Annotated in this window: 11 protein-coding genes and 1 pseudogene; all 12 read left to right on the forward strand. The window is 74.6% G+C overall.

What is annotated here, in order from left to right; all coding sequences use genetic code 11:
• Positions 1-33: 33 nt before the first annotated feature.
• Positions 34-1,173, forward strand: a complete 1,140-nt coding sequence (locus tag AB0442_RS18890; protein ID WP_366164104.1) for a hypothetical protein — start codon at positions 34-36, stop codon at positions 1,171-1,173.
• A gap of 54 nt (positions 1,174-1,227) precedes the next feature.
• Positions 1,228-2,238 (forward strand): methionine synthase, encoded by a 1,011-nt coding sequence (locus tag AB0442_RS18895; RefSeq protein WP_366164105.1) that lies wholly within the window; start codon positions 1,228-1,230, stop codon positions 2,236-2,238.
• 18 nt (positions 2,239-2,256) lie between these two features.
• Positions 2,257-4,581, forward strand: coding sequence for an NAD-dependent DNA ligase LigA (gene ligA, locus AB0442_RS18900; RefSeq protein ID WP_366164106.1), 2,325 nt, complete (start codon positions 2,257-2,259; stop codon positions 4,579-4,581).
• A 358-nt stretch (positions 4,582-4,939) separates the two neighbouring features.
• Positions 4,940-6,598 (forward strand): annotated as a pseudogene (locus AB0442_RS18905) (bifunctional diguanylate cyclase/phosphodiesterase); the annotation flags it as partial.
• 193 nt (positions 6,599-6,791) lie between these two features.
• Complete coding sequence (locus AB0442_RS18910; protein ID WP_366164107.1) at positions 6,792-7,640, forward strand: hypothetical protein; 849 nt, start codon at positions 6,792-6,794, stop codon at positions 7,638-7,640.
• Positions 7,641-7,804: 164 nt separating this feature from the next.
• A complete protein-coding gene (gatC, locus tag AB0442_RS18915) occupies positions 7,805-8,101 on the forward strand; it encodes an Asp-tRNA(Asn)/Glu-tRNA(Gln) amidotransferase subunit GatC (RefSeq protein WP_030272430.1) in 297 nt (98 codons plus the stop codon).
• A gap of 3 nt (positions 8,102-8,104) precedes the next feature.
• Positions 8,105-9,598: an Asp-tRNA(Asn)/Glu-tRNA(Gln) amidotransferase subunit GatA gene (gene gatA / locus AB0442_RS18920; RefSeq protein ID WP_366164108.1), complete on the forward strand. Its 1,494-nt coding sequence runs from the start codon at positions 8,105-8,107 to the stop codon at positions 9,596-9,598.
• Entirely contained in the window at positions 9,595-9,834 is a 240-nt protein-coding gene (locus AB0442_RS18925) for a hypothetical protein (RefSeq protein ID WP_366164109.1), read from the forward strand. The genes gatA and AB0442_RS18925 overlap by 4 nt, the downstream gene beginning before the upstream one ends.
• Positions 9,835-9,865: 31 nt before the next feature.
• Complete coding sequence (gene gatB / locus AB0442_RS18930; protein WP_366164110.1) at positions 9,866-11,368, forward strand: Asp-tRNA(Asn)/Glu-tRNA(Gln) amidotransferase subunit GatB; 1,503 nt, start codon at positions 9,866-9,868, stop codon at positions 11,366-11,368.
• A gap of 226 nt (positions 11,369-11,594) precedes the next feature.
• Positions 11,595-11,786 (forward strand): hypothetical protein, encoded by a 192-nt coding sequence (locus AB0442_RS18935; RefSeq protein WP_366164111.1) that lies wholly within the window; start codon positions 11,595-11,597, stop codon positions 11,784-11,786.
• A 119-nt stretch (positions 11,787-11,905) separates the two neighbouring features.
• Complete coding sequence (locus AB0442_RS18940; protein ID WP_366164112.1) at positions 11,906-14,935, forward strand: AAA family ATPase; 3,030 nt, start codon at positions 11,906-11,908, stop codon at positions 14,933-14,935.
• Between the two features lie 524 nt (positions 14,936-15,459).
• Positions 15,460-18,393 carry an EAL domain-containing protein gene (locus tag AB0442_RS18945; protein ID WP_366164119.1) on the forward strand — a complete coding sequence of 978 codons (2,934 nt, stop codon included), beginning with the start codon at positions 15,460-15,462 and terminating at the stop codon, positions 18,391-18,393.
• Positions 18,394-18,493: the final 100 nt, after the last annotated feature.

Raw genomic sequence — 18,493 nt, forward strand, 5'->3', positions numbered from 1 at the left:
GCAGCTCCTGCACCGAGGCTGGTACTGACGTCCGTGGCCTTCGCGCAGAGCACCGTCGACGCGACCTCGGGCGAGGCGACCGCGACGCTCGAATGGACGCTCACCGACGGCAACGCCGCGGCGACCGACGTCACGGGTGACGTCGTCGTCCAGCAGGTCGGGGCGGACGGCCGGGGCATCGGTCCGGAGCACCACGTGACCTTCCGACACCAGCCCGACAGCTGGTTCAAGGCCAATGCGGTGTCCGGCACGCCGCAGTCCGCCGTCTACCGGTACGACTTCCCGGTGCCCCGCTACGCCGCCACGCCGACCGCGACCTGGGCCGTCGTCAAGGTCACCGCCAAGGACGACCAGGGCACTGCGCTCACGGTGGGCCGCTCCCGGCTCAACGGCCCGCACACCTCGGTCACGGCCACGGAGCTGGTGGACGGCACCGGACCCGGCTACGAGTCCTTCTACCTGAAGTCGCAGTCCCGCTTCCGGTACCTGGACGGGAACCCGGTCGCCTACCAGTACTCCTTCACCGCTCTGGACGAGGAGTCCGGGTTCCACCGGGCGAGGCTGACGGTCGGAGGTCCCGGCGGTGCCGCCGTCACCGGTGACGTCGAGACCAACACGCTGAGCTGGGATTTGATCGAGTGCGGCCCGGACGGCTTCGAGACGAGCCCCGGCGCGGTCTACTGCAATCTGCCGGTCACCTTCCCGGCGGACACCCCCGAAGGCACCTGGACACCCAGCCGGCTCCGGCTGGCGGACAACGCGGGTAACACCGCCGTCGCCAAGGACCTCCCGGCCGCAGCGGCACTGCACCTCACCCGGAACAGCGTGCTGAGCGCCTCCGGCTTCAGCATCCCTGCGACCTTCGACACCTCGGCGGGCGGCGTGAGCGTGCCGCTCACGCTGAAGCCCGAAGGCGTGCAGGGCGGCATCGCGTCGGTCACCGTGGAGACCGCAGACCCCTACGCCTGCTCCGCCACCACGGTCGACGCGCCCGCGGTGGCGTCGGACGGCACCGTCACCGTGCCCGTATGGGCGCCCGGCCTCAACGACCACTGCACGGTCACCGGGATCGCGCTGCTGGACGGCGCCGGCCATGCGGCGGCCTACGGCAGTGCCTTCGGCGGCCCCGCTCTCGCCCTCGAGTCCCACCGGGTGACGGCTCCGGCTCCGTAGCCGTCGGCGGCCTCGGCGGCGTGCGGCCGCCCGTTCTGGCTAGGCTCGGGCGGTGTGACCACTGAATTCCCCTTCCCCGAGCTGTACGGCGCCGCCACCGGCGTCGGGTCGCTGCCCGGTACGGACGCCCGTGAGGCGGCCCGGACGGCGGTCGGCGCGCTGGAGCACCTGCCCCACCTGCCGGAGCTGCCGGCCCGCGGCCCCGGCGCCGACATGATCGGCCGCGGGGCCGGTCTGCTGGTCGAACTGTTCGCCCAGGTGGAGCCGAGCGGCTGGCGGTTCGCCGACCGGCCCGGCCGCGACACCCGGCGCGCCCACTCCTGGCTCGGCGAGGACCTCGACGCCCTGGAGGAGTTCACCCAGGGCCACGAGGGCCCGCTCAAACTGCAGGCCGTCGGCCCGTGGACGCTCGCCGCCTCGGTGGAGCTCAAGCACGGCGAGAAGGCCCTCGCCGACCCCGGCGCCTGCCGGGACGTCGCCGAGTCGCTCACCGAGGGCCTGCGCCGCCACCTCGCCGACGTCCGCCGCCGGGTGCCGGGCGCGCAGCCCGTCCTGCAGCTGGACGAGCCCTCGCTGCCCGCCGTGCTGGCCGGCGCCGTGAAGACCGCCAGCGGCTTCCAGCGGCTGCGCGCCGTCGACCGGCAGGTCGCCGAGGAGGCGCTGCGCTCGGTGATCCGCGCCCTGGACGTCCCCGTGGTGGTGCACAGCTGCGCCCCCGGCGTGCCGATCCCGCTGCTGCGCCGGGCCGGGGTGGCCGGAGTGTCGCTGGACTTCTCGTTGCTGACGGAGCGTGAGGACGACGACCTCGGCGAGGCCGTCGAGGCGGGCACGGTGATCCTCGCCGGTGTCGTGCCCTCCACCGACACGGCGGTGTCGGACCCGGCCGGTAGTGTCCAGGGTGTCAGGACGCTGTGGAAGAGGCTCGGGTTCGGCCCTGAGCTGCTGGCCCGCCGCGTGGTGGTGACACCGACCTGCGGGCTGGCGGGGGCGTCCCCCGCGTACGCGCGCCGGGCGCTGACGCACAGCGCCAGGGCCGCGCAGAGCCTGGCGGACAACCCGGAGTGAGACGGTAGGAGGCGCACGGTGGCGGCGGTCGAGGGCTGGGAGGACGTTCCCGCGGAGGTCCGCAGGCGGCACGCCGAGCTGGCGGCCGAGGTGGAGGACCACCGCGTCCGCTACTACGAGCAGGACGCGCCGGTCGTCAGCGACGCCGAGTTCGACCTGCTGATGCGGGAGTTGCAGGCGATCGAGGCCGAGCACCCGGTGCTCTGCACGCCCGAGTCGCCCACCCAGAAGGTGGGCGGCGCCGTCGCCGAGGGCTTCGCCTCGGTGGAGCACCGGGAGCGCCTGCTCAGCCTCGACAACGCGATGGACGACGAGGAGCTCGCCGCCTGGGCCGAGCGCGTCGCCCGCGAGCTCGACGGCCTCGACTACCACTACCTGTGTGAGCTCAAGGTGGACGGCCTCGCCGTCAACCTCACCTACGAGCGCGGCGAGCTGGTGCTGGCCGCGACCCGCGGCGACGGCCGGGTCGGCGAGGACATCACCGCCAACGTGCGCACCATCAAGGAGATCCCGCACCGGCTGCAGGGCGACAACGTCCCCGAGCTGGTCGAGATCCGCGGCGAGGTGTACTTCCCGACGGAGGCCTTCGAGGCGCTGAACGCCTCCTTCGCCGCCGAGAACGAGCGCCGCCGCCTGGAGAACGAGGAGCGGGCCAAGGAGGGCAGACGGCCGCGGGCGATGGTCCGGCTGTTCATGAACCCGCGCAACGCCGCGGCCGGCTCGCTGCGCATGAAGGACCCGCTGGTCACCGCCTCCCGCCCGCTGCACATGGTGGTGCACGGCATCGGCACCCGGGTCGGCTTCGACATCGACTGCCAGTCGCACGCCTACGACCTGCTGCGCGAGTGGGGCCTGCCGACCGCCCGCCACAACCGGGTGGTCGGCACCCTCGACGAGGTGCGGGCCTTCATCAAGCAGTACGGCGAGCAGCGGCACTCCGTCGAGCACGAGATCGACGGCGTGGTGGTCAAGGTCGACGAGATCCCGCTGCAGGGCCGGCTCGGCGCGACCTCCAAGTCCCCGCGCTGGGCGATCGCCTGGAAGTACCCGCCGGAGGAGGTCACCGCCAAGCTCACCAGCATCAAGATCGGCATCGGCCGCACCGGCCGGGCCACCCCGTACGCGGTCATGGCCGAGCCGGTGAAGGTGGCCGGCTCGATGGTCCAGTACGCGACCCTGCACAACCAGCAGGTCGTCAAGGCCAAGGGCGTCCTGCTGGGCGACACCGTGGTGCTGCGCAAGGCCGGCGACGTGATCCCGGAGATCCTCGGCCCGGTCGAGGACCTGCGGGACGGCACCGAGCGGGAGTTCGTGATGCCGACGCACTGCCACGAGTGCGGCACCGAGCTGCGCCCGATGTCCGAGGGCGACATCGACCTGCGCTGCCCCAACGCCCGGTACTGCCCGGCCCAGGTGCGCGAGCGCCTGGCGTACCTCGGCGGCCGCGAGTCGCTGGACGTCGAGGGCCTCGGCTACGTCGCCGCCACCGCGCTGACCCAGCCTCTGGAGCCCGCGGAGCCGCCTGTCAAGAACGAGGGGGACATCTTCGGCCTCACCGAGGAGCAGCTGCTGCCGATCAAGGTGCTGGTGCGCGACCCCAAGACCGGCATGCCCAGGCCGGACGACCGCACCGGCGAGGAGAAGGTGGTGACCTTCTTCGCCACCACCAAGGGCGAGCCGAAGAAGTCGCTGAGCGTGCTGATCGACAACCTCGCCGCGGCCAAGGACCGCCCGCTCTGGCGGTACCTGAACGGCCTGTCGATCCGGCACGTCGGCCCGGTCGCCGCGCAGGCGCTGGCCCGCGAGTTCCGAGACCTGGACCGGATCTTCGCCGCCACCGAGGAGGAGCTGGCCGCCGCCGAGGGCGTCGGCCCGATCATCGCCCGGGCGGTCAAGGAGTGGTACGCCGAGGAGTGGCACCGGGAGATCGTGGAGAAGTGGCGGGCCGCCGGCGTGCGGTTCACCGAGGCCGGCGCCGAGGACGAGGGCGAGCGGCCGCTGGAGGGCCTGACCGTGGTCGTCACCGGCACCCTGTCCGGCCACACCCGGGACGGCGCCAAGGAGGCGCTGACCTCGCGCGGGGCCAAGGTGACCGGCTCGGTCTCCAAGAAGACGCACTTCGTGGTGGTCGGCGACAACCCCGGCTCCAAGTACGACAAGGCCGTGCAGCTGGGCGTGCCCGTCCTGGACGACGCCGGGTTCGCGGTGCTGCTGGAGCAGGGCGCCGACGCGGCCCGGGCCCACCTGGGCCTGGACACCGGGGAGCAGCCCGCGGAGGGTCCGGCCGAGAAGACCGCGGAGGGCCCGGTCGAGGGGTCCGCGGAGCGGTCCGCCGAGGGCTGACCGGCCCGATCCTGTTATCGTCCTGACACCGCGTCATGGGGTGTGCCGGCCGGAAACCGGGCATTGTGTCACTGTCCGGCATCGGTCTGCCGGTGGCGCGCCCGGGGTTGTCCGAAAGTCCGCCCTGTCGGCGGACTCCGGCTTACCCTTGGCGCAACAGAGTGTCAGCAGGGGTGAATGGCGGCGGCTCCGGTCGCCGCTCGTGGGGCACCCCTGTACCTGACGTCCACCGGCACCGCACGGTGCCTCACCGTAAGGCGGCCTGACGGGGCGGGCCCGACGGAGGACAGGGCATATGGATCGTACGACCGGCGGCGCGCCCACACGCCCGCCGCAGGGGATGGCAGGGGCGGTCCTGCTGCTCGGCGTGCTGTTGGCCGGGGCCGCGCCGCTCATCCCGCTGGCCGTGCTGGTCTACCGGTACGAACCGGAGCTGCTGCCGCTGTTCGCCGTCCCGCTGGCGGTGCTGGTCGCCGCCTGGCGGATCGCCCGCGACCGGGCCCGGGACCAGCTCACCGACCCGCTGACCGACCTGCCGAACCGTCAGGCCCTGCTCCTCGCCGCCCAGGACGCCATCGCCCGGCACGACGACGAGGAGGACTACAGCGTCGGCATCGTGCTGCTCGACCTGGACAGGTTCCGGTCGCTCAACGACGCCCTCGGCCACACCGCCGGCGACCGGCTGCTGGTGCACATCGCCCGCAGGCTGCACCGGGCGCTGCGGACCGGCCATTCCCGGCCGTCCGCCGACCCCGCCCGCACCACCCCCGACGAGGTGGCCGCGGCCCTGCCCTCCCCGCTGCACCGCGGCGGCCGGCCGGTGGTCGCCCGGATGGGCGGCGACGAGTTCGCCGTCCTGCTGCCGGGCGTCGGCCGCCCGGAGACCCTGGAGCGGATCGCCAAGGCGCTGATCGCCGAACTGGCCGCCCCGATCCGGCTGGACGGCCTGCTGCTCGTCCTGGAGGCCAGCGCAGGCGTCTGCGTCTACCCGGCGCACGCCCGGGACGCCGAATCGCTTCTGCGCCGGGCCGACGTCGCCATGGGCCACGCCCAGCGCGGCCGCAGCGGCGTCGAGGTCTACCACGAGGCCCAGGACACCGACACCCCGTACCGGATCGGCCTGCTCGGCGACCTGCGGCGCGCCCTGGAGACCGGCGAGGTGCAGCTGCACTACCAGCCGAAGGTCGCCTTCGACGGCCGGGTGGTCGGCCTGGAGGCGCTGCTGCGCTGGGAGCGGCCCGGCCAGGGCCGCGTCCCCCCGGACGAGTTCATCGGCCTCGCCGAGTCCAGCGGCCTGATGCCGCGGCTCACCGACTACGTGCTGGAGGCGGCGGTCGGCCAGCTCGCCGCCTGGCGCGACCAGGGGCTGCAGGTGCCCGTCGCGGTCAACGTCTCACCGCGGGACGTCCTCAACCCCGGCTTCGCCACCCGGGTCGCCGGCCACCTCACCCGGCACCGGGTGCCCGCCCACGCCCTCCAGCTGGAGATCACCGAGCGCCTGCTGCTCGACGACTCCCGGCGCGCCGCCGACACCCTGGCCGAGCTGCGCCGCTACGGCGTCGGCATGTCCCTGGACGACTTCGGCACCGGGCACTCCTCGATGGCCCGGCTGCGCAGCCTGCCGGTCGGCGAGCTGAAGATCGACCGCTCCTTCGTCTCCCGGATGGTCGCCGACGACCACGACGCCGCGGTGGTGCGCTGCTCGGTCGAGCTCGCCCACTCGCTCGGGTTGACCGTGGTCGCCGAGGGCGTCGAGGACGACGAGACCTGGGAGCGGCTGCACGGCATGGGCGTCGACGCCGTGCAGGGCTGGCTGGTCTCCGCCGCGCTGCCCGCCGACCAGGCGACCGCCTGGCTGATGGTCCGGCAGACCGGTACCGCCCGGGTCGAGCGGCTCGCCCCGCAGCAGCCGCTGGCCCCGCCCGTCCCGCAGCCGCGCTCGCTGCCGACCGTCCAGGCGCAGGCGGAGCTGCCGGCGCCGAGCGCCCCGCTGCCCGCCCCGACGACCCAGCAGTAGCGGCCGCCCGCGCGCCGCGGGCGGCCCGGGGGGTGTGCGCAGGACGTCCGGGGGCAGACGCGTGCCCGGAACGGCCGCCGGGCGCAGCGGCGCCGTGCCGCGGTCCCTTCGCACGCAGCCCTTGTTGCGGATGCGGTGGTTCCGGTTGAGTGTGACCCTCTGAGCACACACCGGACCGTCGAAGGAGACAGCCGTGAGCGAGCAGCGGACGGCGCGGACGCCCGCCGTCCTGGCCGGCCTCGTCCTGCTGGCCGGTGCCGCCGGTTGCGCCGGCACCGGTGCGGGCGGGGGGCCGGGTGCGGCCCCGGGCAGCTCGGGCAGCGGCACCGCGGCGCGCTCCTCGGCTGCGGCCTCGCCCGCCTCCGCCCAGCCGGAGAACGGCGTCGCCGCCCTCGCGGGGGCCGAGATCGTGCAGCGCTCGGTGGCCGCGCTCAAGGAGGCCGGCTCGGTCCGGATCGCCGGCCGCGGCAGCAGCCAGGGGCAGACCGTCACCTTCGACCTGTCCGCCGACACCGCCGGCAACTGCGCGGGCACCATGGGCCTCAGCGGCCAGGGCACCTTCCGCCTGGTCAAGCTCGGCACCCAGCTGTGGGTCAAGCCCGACGAGGTGTTCTGGCGCACCCACGGCGGCGCCGCCACCGAGGACCTGGTCGGCGACAAGTACCTGAAGACCACCACCGACAACACCGACTTCTCCGAGATCGGCACCGTCTGCGACCTCGACGCCCTCGGCAGCGCCCTGGTCGAGCAGGCCCCCGGGGGACTCGCGGTCGGAAAGCCCGTCACCGTCGACGGCACCCCGGCCGTCCCCGTCACCGGCACCGCCGACGGGGCGACCAGCACCCTCACGGTGGCCACCCGCGGCCGCCCGTACCCGTTGCGGATGGAGCGCACCGGCGGCGAGGAGACCGGCCGGGTCGAGCTCAAGGAGTTCGGCACGCCGGTGCCGACCGAGACCCCCGCCCCCTCCGACACCATCGACCTCGACCGGCTGAACGGCGACGGCGACGCACCCACCGACCCCTCCACGATGTCGCTCTGAGTACTCGCCCACGACTCGGGGCGGGCGGTCGGGGACGCCTCCCGGTGGTGCGCCCGGGCCCGTGCGGCGCCGGGGGAGGCGGCGCGCGCCATAGGATGTGTCCTTAGACCAAGAGGACGGGCAAGCACCCGGTCTCACCCGAACCCGAACCTGAGGATCGCTGCATGCCTGGCATCACGCGCGAGGAGGTCGCCCACCTCGCTCGGCTGTCGCGTCTCGAATTGCAGGCCGAAGAGCTGGACCACTTCGCCGAGCAGCTCGACGTGATCATCGGCGCGGTCGCCCGCGTTTCCGAGGTCGCCGGACAGGACGTCCCGCCGACCTCCCACCCGCTGCCGCTGACGAACGTCATGCGCGCGGACGAGGTGCGGCCGTCGCTCACCCCGGAGCAGGCGCTGTCCGGCGCTCCGGCCGGCGAGGAGCAGCGTTTCCGTGTGCCCCAGATCCTCGGGGAGGACTGACCGATGACCGAGCTGATCAAGTACACGGCCGCGCAGACCGCCGCCGCCGTCTCCGCCGGCGAGGTCTCGGCCGTCGAGGTCGCGCAGGCCCACCTGGACCGGATCGAGGCCGTCGACAAGAAGGTCAACGCCTTCCTGCACGTCGACACCGAGGGCGCGCTGAAGGCCGCCCGCGCGGTGGACGACCGGCGCGCCCGCGGCGAGGAGCTCGGCCCGCTGGCCGGCGTCCCGCTCGCGCTCAAGGACGTCTTCACCACCCAGGGCGTCCCGACCACCTGCGGCTCGAAGATCCTCGAAGGCTGGATCCCGCCGTACGACGCCACGCTGACGACCCGTCTGAAGGACGCCGGCGTGGTCATCCTCGGCAAGACCAACATGGACGAGTTCGCGATGGGCTCGTCCACCGAGAACTCGGCCTACGGCCCGACCGGCAACCCGTGGGACCTCTCCCGGATCCCCGGCGGCTCCGGCGGCGGCTCCGCGGCCGCGCTGGCCGCCTACGAGGCACCGCTGGCCATCGGCACCGACACCGGCGGTTCGATCCGCCAGCCCGGCGCCGTCACCGGCACCGTCGGCGTCAAGCCGACCTACGGCTCGGTGTCCCGCTTCGGCCTGGTCGCCTTCTCCTCCTCGCTCGACCAGGGCGGCCCGTGCGCCCGCACCGTGCTGGACGCGGCGCTGCTGCACGAGGCCATCGCCGGCCACGACCCGCTGGACTCCACCTCCATCGACGCGCCCGTCCCGGCCGTGGTCGAGGCGGCGCGGATGCGCGACGTCCGCGGCATGCGGATCGGCGTCGTCAAGGAGTTCGCCGGCGAGGGCTACCAGGCCGGCGTGATGCAGCGCTTCGAGGAGTCGGTCGAGCTGCTCCGCGAGCTCGGTGCCGAGGTCGTCGAGGTGTCCTGCCCGTCGTTCACCCTGGCGCTGCCCGCGTACTACCTGATCGCGCCGAGCGAGGCCTCCTCCAACCTGGCCCGCTTCGACGCCATGCGCTACGGCCTGCGGGTCGGCGACGACGGCAGCCGCAGCGCCGAGGAGGTCACCGCCCTCACCCGCGAGGCCGGCTTCGGCCCCGAGGTCAAGCGCCGCATCATGCTCGGCACCTACGCCCTCTCCTCGGGCTACTACGACGCCTACTACGGCTCGGCGCAGAAGGTCCGCACGCTGATCTCGCGGGACTTCGACGCCGCCTTCGCCGGGGTCGACGTGCTGGTCTCCCCGACCACCCCGACCACCGCCTTCCCGATCGGCGAGCGCGCCGACGACCCGATGGCGATGTACCTGGCGGACCTGTGCACCATCCCGTCGAACCTGGCGGGCAACGCGGCCATGTCGCTGCCCTGCGGCCTGGCCCCGGAGGACAATCTCCCGGTCGGCCTGCAGATCATCGCCCCCGCGATGGCGGACGACCGCCTGTACCGCGTGGGCGGCGCCGTCGAGGCCGCACTCAACGAGAAGTGGGGACACCCCCTGCTGGAGGAGGCACCGGCACTGTGAGCAGGATCGAGAAGGCCAAGGGCTTCAAGCACAGCAAGCCCGGCCTGTGGCTGTCCATCGGCACCAGCGCGTTCGGGGCGGTCACCATCGCCAAGGACGTCAAGAAGGCCCGGGCCGAGAACGACACGCTCAAGCTGATCAACGCCCTGGTCGGCGCCGCCGCCCTGATCACCGGCACCGCGCTCCTCGTCCGCGAGCTCCGCCAGCTCGGCGACGACGACGTGCTGCTCGGCTGACGGACCTCGAAGAAGAAGTGAAGGAAACGCTGTGAGCGTCATCAGTCTGGTCTCGTACGAGGACGCGCTGGCCTCGTACGACCCGGTGATGGGCCTTGAGGTCCACGTCGAGCTGGGTACCAGGACCAAGATGTTCTGCGGGTGCTCGACCGAGCTCGGTGCCGAGCCGAACACCCAGACCTGCCCCACCTGCCTCGGTCTGCCCGGCTCGCTGCCGGTCGTCAACCGGATCGGCGTGGAGTCGGCGATCCGCATCGGCCTCGCCCTCAACTGCGAGATCGCCGAGTGGTGCCGGTTCGCCCGGAAGAACTACTTCTACCCGGACATGCCGAAGAACTTCCAGACCTCCCAGTACGACGAGCCGATCGCCTTCAACGGCTACCTCGACGTGCAGCTGGAGGACGGCGAGGTCTTCCGCGTGGAGATCGAGCGCGCCCACATGGAGGAGGACACCGGCAAGTCGACCCACGTCGGCGGTGCCACCGGCCGCATCCACGGCGCCGAGTACTCGCTGCTCGACTACAACCGGGCCGGCATCCCGCTGATCGAGATCGTCACCAAGCCGATCGTCGGCGCCGGCGAGCGTGCCCCCGAGGTCGCCAAGGCGTACGTCACCGAGCTGCGCGAGCTCATCCGCACCCTCGGCGTCTCCGAGGCCCGGATGGACAAGGGCCAGATGCGCTGCGACGTCAACCTGTCGCTGCGCCCGATCGGCCAGGAGAAGTTCGGCACCCGCAGCGAGACCAAGAACGTCAACTCGCTGCGCAGCGTCGAGCGGGCCGCCCGGTTCGAGATCCAGCGGCACGCCACCGTCCTGCAGGACGGCGGCACCATCGTCCAGGAGACCCGCCACTTCCACGAGGAGAACGGCAGCACCACCTCGGGCCGGATCAAGGAGGAGGCGGAGGACTACCGCTACTTCCCCGAGCCCGACCTGGTGCCGATCGCGCCCTCCCGGGAGTGGGTCGAGGAGCTGCGGGCCGCGCTGCCCGAGCTGCCGCGGGTCCGCCGGGCCCGGCTGCAGGCCGAGTGGGGCCTGTCCGACAAGGACATGCAGGCGGTGCTGAACGCCGGCGCCGTCGAGCCGATCCTGGAGACCGTGGCCGCCGGCGCCCCCGCCGACCAGGCCCGCAAGTGGTGGCTGGGCGAGCTCGCCCGGCGCGCCAACGAGACCGGCACCGAGCTCACCGACCAGCCGATCACCCCGGCCCAGGTGGCCCGGGTCTGCGCGCTCGTCGCCGAGGGCAAGCTCAACGACAAGCTGGCCCGCCAGGTCATCGAGGGCGTGCTGGCCGGCGAGGGCGAGCCGGACGAGGTCGTCGCCGAGCGCGGCCTCGCCGTGGTCTCCGACGACTCCGCGCTCGGCGCCGCCGTCGACCAGGCGATCGCCGACAACCCGGACGTCGCCGCGAAGATCCGCGACGGCAAGGTGCAGGCCGTCGGCGCCCTGGTCGGCGCCGTCATGAAGGCCACCCGCGGCCAGGCCGACGCCGCCCGCGTCAAGGACCTCATCCTGGAGCGCCTCGGCGCCTGAGGACCTGCCCGGCCCGCTCTGAGGTACCCCTAGGTACCCCGGAACGGCCCCAGGCCCGTGCCCGCCCCCACTAAGGGGCCGGCACGGGCCTGCTCCGTTCCCGGGGCCCGGCGTCTGAGCCCGGCACCCCCGGAAGATCCGGCAGCCTCCCGATGTGCCCGGCCCCCCTCGGAGAGGAGTCTCGGTACCAGGACGACAGAACCGGGACAGGACGGGGTGAACCGCCGTGATGGAGTACGAGCTCTTCCTGCAGCGCCAGCGGGAACTCGAGCACCGGGCCGGGATCGAGCGGCTGGCACGCGAGGCCGCACGGGCCGGCGGACCGCGGGCCGGCGGACTGCGCCGGTTCGCCCGGAGCCTGCGGCACGCCGCCCCCGTGGCCGCGCCGCTGCGCACCGCCGGACCGGCCGGATGCTGATGTCGGGCGGCCCCGGGGACCGCGCGGGGGAGGACGCCCACGGCGCCCTCCCCGTCGGCCGTCCACTCCCTGGGACCGCATCTCAGTTCGTGTCCGAATCCTGTGCCATGCTCGCCAGCATGGAGCAGATTGCGGTCAGCCCCGTCTTCGTCGGCCGCGGCCGCGAGACCGAGCTCCTCGCCACCGCGCTGGCCCGGGCCGCAGCGGGCGAGCCCCAGGCCGTCCTCGTCGGCGGCGAGGCCGGCATCGGCAAGACCCGCCTGGTGGAGGAGTTCCTGTACGGCGTCGGCGCACCGTCCGCCGTCGCCGCGGTCGGCGGCTGCCTGGAGGTCGGTGCCGAGGGCCTGCCCTACGGCCCGCTGGCCACTGCGCTGCGCCGGCTGCACAGCGAACTCGGCCCCGCCTTCGAACAGGCCGCGGCCGGCATGGAGGGCCACCTCGCCCGGCTGCTGCCGGAGTTCGGCGAGGCGGACGCCGGCTCCAACGACGAGTTCGGCCGCGCCCGGCTCTTCGACCACACCGCCCGGCTGATCGAGCGGCTCGCCGAGGACCGCACGCTCGTCCTGGTCGTCGAGGACCTGCACTGGTCCGACCGCTCCACCCGCGACCTGCTCGCCTACCTGATCCGCACCCTGCACCGCGCCCGGGTGCTCGTCCTCGCCACCTACCGCAGCGACGACCTGCACCGCCGCCACCCGCTCCGCCCGTACCTGGCCGAACTGGAACGGCTGCGCACCGCCCAGCGGCTGGAACTGGACCGCTTCGGACCGGCGGAGACCGCCGCCCAGCTGGCCGGCATCCTCGGCGTCGCCTCGCCCGACCGGGTCCTGGTGGACCGCATCCACCGCCGTGCCGAGGGCAACCCGTTCTTCGTCGAGCAGCTCGCCTCCGCCGCCCGCGAGGGCTGCACCGCCGGCATCCCGGACAGCCTCCGCGACATCCTGCTCGTCCGGGTGGAGACCCTGCCCGACCACACCCAGCAGATCCTGCGGATCGCCGCCGAGGGCGGCACCCGGGTCGAGCACGACCTGCTGGCCGCCGTCCTCGACGACCCCGAGGAGGTGCTGATCGAGGCGCTGCGCACCGCCGTCGGCGCCGGCGTGCTGCGCCCCGACACCGACGGCGACGGCTACTGCTTCCGGCACGCCCTCGTCCGCGAGGCCGTCTCCGACGACCTGCTGCCCGGCGAACGGCACCGCATCAACCGCCGCTTCGCCGCCGTCCTGGAGGCCGACCCCGGGCTCGTCCGCGGCGAGGCCTGCGCGGCCAGGCTGGCCAACTACTGGTACCACGCGCACGAGGCGGACCGGGCGCTGCCCACCGCCCTGGAGGCCGCCCTGCAGGCCCGCCGCCGCAACGCCTTCGCCGAGCAGCTGCGCATGCTGGAACGCGTCCTGGAGCTGTGGGACGAGGTGCCGGACGGCGTCCGCAGCACCCCCGTCCGCCCCTACGACCGGGCCGAGACCTACCCCTCCTGCGGCTGCACCGGCGAGGCGCACGAGCCCGGCTGCGCCGGGCTGCACCTGGTCGACGTGCTGGCGGAGGCCGTCGTCGCGGCCCGCCGCAGCGGCGACTGGGACCGCGCGATCGCCCTGGTGCGGCGCGCCCTGGACCTGCTCGACGAGGACACCGACCCGGCCCGCGCGGCGTGGTTCCGGGTGCAGCTCGCCAAGACCTGCGGGCACCTGGAGCGCCCCGACGGCGGCGAGATCCAGTACGCCTACCGGCTGGTGTCCGGACTCGGCCCGTCCGCCGTCCAGGCCGAGGTGCTGGCGATGGAGGCCGCCCAGGGCATGCTGGGCCACCCCGACCGCTCCCACATGGCCGTCGCCGAACAGGCCGCCGGGATCGCCCGCGAGGTCGGCGCCGACGCCGTCGAACAGCACGCCCGGATCACCCTGGCCGGCCTCTACGGCGAGTTCGGCGAGCCGGAACGCGCCATCGCCCTGCTCACCGACGCCATCGGCCGGGCCCGCGAACTCGGCGCCGCCGACGTGCTCTGCCGCGGCCTCAACAACCTGTCCTGCCTGATGCAGGGCCTCGGCCGCTCCGCGGAGGCCCTGGACCGCTCCCGCGAGGGCCTCCAGGTCGCCGGCCGCACCGGCCTGCTCGGCACCGCCGGCGGCTGCCTCACCGGCAACCTGGTGGAGGCGCTCACCGCCCTCGGCCGCTGCGCCGAGGCCGCCGCGACCCTCGACGCCTGGGAGTACGGGCCGCCGCTCGACCCGTACCACGAGTTCCTCGACCGGCTCCGCGGCGAGCTCAGCTTCCTGGCGGGCGACCTGGACTCCGCCGCGGAGCTCAACCGGCGGGCCCGCGCGGCGGACCTCGCCCGCCAGCCGCAGAACGTCCTGCCCTCCGCGATGCTCGCGGTGCGGATCCACGCCCGGCAGGGCAGGCCGCTCGCCGCCCGGTCGGAACTGCTCGCCGCGCTCGACATCGAGCTCACCGCCGGCCACGAGGCGCTGATGCTGCCGCTGCTCGTGCACGGCGCCAGCGCGGAGGCCGACTCGCACGGCCTGCCGGCCGCCGACCTCGGCCGCCCGGTGGTGCTGCGGCGGATCGCCGAGGCCGCCGCCCGGCTCGAACCGCAGGTTCCGCTGCACCGGGCCTGGGTGCGCCTGCTGGACGGTGAACTCGCCCGCGCCGAGGGCCGCGACGCCCGCCGGCACTGGGCCGAGGCGATCGGGCTGCTGCGCCCGGTGGGCCTGCCGGGCCCGCTGGCGCTGGCCCTGCTGCGGGCCGCCGAGAGCGCGGCCGCGGCGGGCCGCCGGGACGAGGCGCGCGCCCTGCTGGAGGAGGCCGCCGACACCGCCCGGGCGAGCGGCGACCGGTACCTGGAGTCGGAGGTCGCCCACCTGGCCGGACGCGCCCGCCTGACCGCCGAGCGGGCCGAGGCCCGCGACGGCGCGCGGACCGCCGCCGACGACGGGCCGGAACTCGGCCTCACCCGGCGCGAGCGGGACGTGCTGCGGCTGCTCACCCTCGGCCGCACCAACCGGCAGATCGCCGAGGAGCTGTACATCTCGCCGAAGACGGCCAGCGTGCACGTCTCCAACATCCTCGCCAAGCTCGGCGTGAGCGGCCGCGGCGAGGCGGCGGCGGTCGCCCACCGGCTGCGGCTCTTCGAGGCGGAGACGGCCGTGTAGGTCCGGGAGGAGAGGACCGGGGCCGGTCGGCGCGGCCTGACGGAGGATCGGCCGAACGGGGGGCGCGAGGGGCGCGTGTGAGCGCGCGCCCCTCGACCGTGCGCCGCCGACACCCACCGGAAGGACTGGACCAGCGTCGCCGCCGGGCGTCCGCTCATTACTCTAAGTTGAATGCACGTGCCGTTGAGTGACGGCAGTGGTGTAGTGTCCCGAGCGGGAACACCGGTACGGCAGAGCGGAACGGGCCCCCCGCGACATGATGTTGACGTGGCGTCAGATCGCGCGGCCGCGCCGCCGCACAGCCGTGGTCCGGGCACGGACGAGCCCCGGGCCGGAGGGGGAGATGTCGAGTGAACTCCACCGATGCGGTGCTGCCCGCCGAGGTCCCGGCCCCCGCACCGGCCTCCGGGGTGGCCGCCGGATCGAGCTCCCCGCCCGCTCCGCGCTCCCGCGCACGCCTCTGCCGCACCGTCCGCGGCCGCCGCTCCGCGGGACCCGGCCGGCCCGGCCGGCCCGCGCGCCGCATCGGGATCCCGGCCGTCCTGCTCGTCCTGCTCGGCGCCGGCTACACCACCGGCGCCGCCCTCGGCTGGGGCTCCCGCGAAGTCTCCCTGGTCATGGGTGACTTCGGCCTCGCCGCGGCCGCCGCCGCGGCCGCCCTCTCCTGTCTGGTGCACGGTTTCCGGGTCGGCGGCCCGGCCCGGTCCGCCTGGCTGCTCTTCGGCCTGGCCTCCGCCGTGGTCGCCTTCGGCAACGGCGCCTGGGGCTGGTACGAGGTCGTGCTGCGCACCCCGCTGCCGCAGGACTCGCCCGCCGACTACGCCTTCCTGCTGTTCGCCCCGCTCGCCATCACCGGCCTGCTGGTGCTCGCCCAACGCCCGCGCACCCCGGCCGGCTGGTTCTGCCTGCTGCTGGACGGCTGGCTGGTCGCCGGCTCGCTGTTCACCCTCAGCTGGAGCCTCGCGCTCGGCCGCACCGCCCAGGGCCAGTCCGGCGACCCGATGGAGGTCGCGCTCGCCCTCGCCTACCCGGTGATGGACATCCTGCTGGTCAGCCTGGTCGTCGGGCTGCGCTTCCGGCGCCGGGACGGCAACCGGGCGGCCGTCCACACCGCGATGCTCGCGCTCGCCGTCACCGTGGTCTGCGACGCCCTGTTCACCGCCCCCGAACTGCGCAACAGCTACCACTCCGGCGAACTGCTCGACGCCGGCTGGTTCGCCGGCAGCCTGCTGCTCGCCTGGGCCCCGTGGTCCCCGGACGCCCGCCGCTCCTCCCGCGAGCACCCCTCGGCCGGCGGCCTGCCCCGCCGCCGGGTCGCCTCCACCTTCAGCGCGCTCACCCCGTACGCCGCGGCCGCCGTCTGCACCGCCGGCATCCTCTACAACGCCCTCGGCGACGGCCACCCCGTCGACCGGGTGGTGCTGGCCGCCGCCTGCACCGTCGGCCTCGCGCTGATCGTCCGGCAGGGCGTGATGCTGCTCGACAACCTCTCGCTCGCCCAGGAGCTCGCCCACAAGGAGGCGCACTTCCGCTCCCTGGTGCAGGGCTCCAGCGACGTCATCATGATCGCCGCCGCCGACGGCGAGCTGTCCTACGTCAGCCCCGCCGCCCTCGGCGTGTACTCCCGCGACCCGGAGGACCTGGTCGGCGGCAACCTGCTCGACCTGGTCCACCCCGAGGACGTCGAACGGGTGCTCCGCGAGGTCCGCCGCTTCCTCGCCCGCAGCCACCTGCCCGGCCTCACCGAGAGCACCGAGCCCTCCGCCCGGGTCGAGTGCCGCATCCGCTCCGGCACCGGCGAGTGGCTGCACGTGGAGTCCACCCTCAACCGGCACCGCGACGGACTGATCCTCAACAGCCGCGACGTCACCGAGCGGGTCGCCCTCCAGGCCCAGCTGCAGCACAACGCCTTCCACGACCCGCTCACCGACCTGCCCAACCGGGCGCTGTTCGTCCAGCGGCTCGGCGCGGCCCTGGGGGCCGGCGGCCCCGACGGCGGCCCCGGCCCCGCAGGCCCGGGCGGTTCGGGCCCGGGCGGCCGGGCGGGCGACCGGGACGGCGTCGCCGTCCTCTTCCTCGACCTCGACGGCTTCAAGGCCGTCAACGACACCGTCGGCCACCAGGCCGGCGACGAACTGCTCGTCCAGGCCGCCGGCCGGCTGCGCCGCGCGGTGCGCTCCGGCGACACCGTGGCCCGCTTCGGCGGCGACGAGTTCGCCGTGCTGGTCTGCGGCCGGCTCGGCCCGCAGCGCGTCCGCGACCTCGCCGAGCGGGTCCGGGCCGCGCTCTCCGAGCCGTACTGGATCGGCGGCGCGGAGCTCGGCGTCGCCGCCAGCATCGGCATCGCCTTCGCCTCGCCCGGCCACGGTCCCGACCCCAAGGCCGCCACCGACGAGCTCATGCGCAACGCCGACCTCGCGATGTACCGCGCCAAGTCCCAGGGCAAGGGCCGGGTGGTGCTCTACCGGCCCGGCATGCGGGCCGAGGTCGAGCGCCGCAGCGAGCTGGAGGCGCGGCTGCGCACCGCCGTCCGCGAGGGCGGCTTCACCCTGCTCCACCAGCCCGTGGTGGACCTCGCCACCGGCGTGGTCGTCGGCCTCGACGCCCAGCCCCGCTGGCGCTCCGCGCAGGGCCTGCTGCTCACCCCCACCGAGTTCCTGCGCACCGCCGAGCCCGGCGACGCGGCCGCCCGGTTCGCCCGCTGGCTGCTCCAGGAGGCGGTCACCGCGGCCGCCGCCCGCCGCCGCGACCGGGCCGGCTCGGTACCCGTCCGGGTCCGGCTCACCGCCGAGCGGATCTGCGCCCCCGGTCTGTACGAGACGGTCGCCGCCGCGCTGCGCGAGAGCGGCCTGCCCCCCGAGCTGCTGGTGGTCGAACTGGCCAGGACGGGCCCGGACCGCACCGCCGACGAGGTGGCCCGCAGGCTCTCCGCGCTGCGCCGCCTCGGGGTGTCCACCGCGGTGGGCGGCTTCGGCGCGGGCGGCGGCTCGCTCGGGGCGCTGGCCCGGCTGCCCCTGGACACCCTCGGGCTCGACCGCAGCCTCGTCCAGGAGGTCGCCGACTCCGCCCTCGCCCGGGCGCTGGTCGGGCACGCGCTGCGGCTCGGCCGGGACCTCGGCCTGGTGACCGCCGCCGACGGGGTGGACCACCCGCGGCAGGCCGTGGTGCTGCAGGAGCTCGGCTGCCGTCAGGCGCAGGGCCCGGTCTTCGCACCGCCGCTGGACGAGTCGCGGCTGCGCCGGGCGCTGGCCCGCCGCTCGTACCCGGTGCCGCGGCCGTCCGGGTCGGCGTCGGGGCGCCGTCCGCACCTCGCCGCGGACACCCGGGCGGGTGGCCGGGCCGAGGCCGCGCCGGGTCGGCCGGGGCACCATCACACCCCCTCCGACCTGCCGGAACGCCATACCGTGGGGGGTCCGTCCGGGGGTCCGCATGGTGAGACCTCCGTCCCACCAGCTTGACACCCCCCGCCGAGGGGGAGGAAGGTCGGTGCCATGCGCACCCGAATTCTCGTACTTGGCGGGCGCGTCGGCTGAGTGGGCCCGTGTGCTCCACATCAGA

Origin of the sequence: Kitasatospora sp. NPDC085895, from assembly GCF_040702125.1 — a bacterium.
Lineage (GTDB): Bacteria > Actinomycetota > Actinomycetes > Streptomycetales > Streptomycetaceae > Kitasatospora > Kitasatospora arboriphila.

What these genes read in the sequence shown, in the direction of transcription:
- gatA (WP_366164108.1), top strand. Translation starts at nt 8,105, where the DNA reads ATGACCGAGCTGATCAAGTACACGGCCGCGCAGACCGCCGCCGCCGTC.
- gatC (WP_030272430.1), top strand. Translation starts at nt 7,805, where the DNA reads ATGCCTGGCATCACGCGCGAGGAGGTCGCCCACCTCGCTCGGCTGTCG.
- AB0442_RS18940 (WP_366164112.1), top strand. Translation starts at nt 11,906, where the DNA reads ATGGAGCAGATTGCGGTCAGCCCCGTCTTCGTCGGCCGCGGCCGCGAG.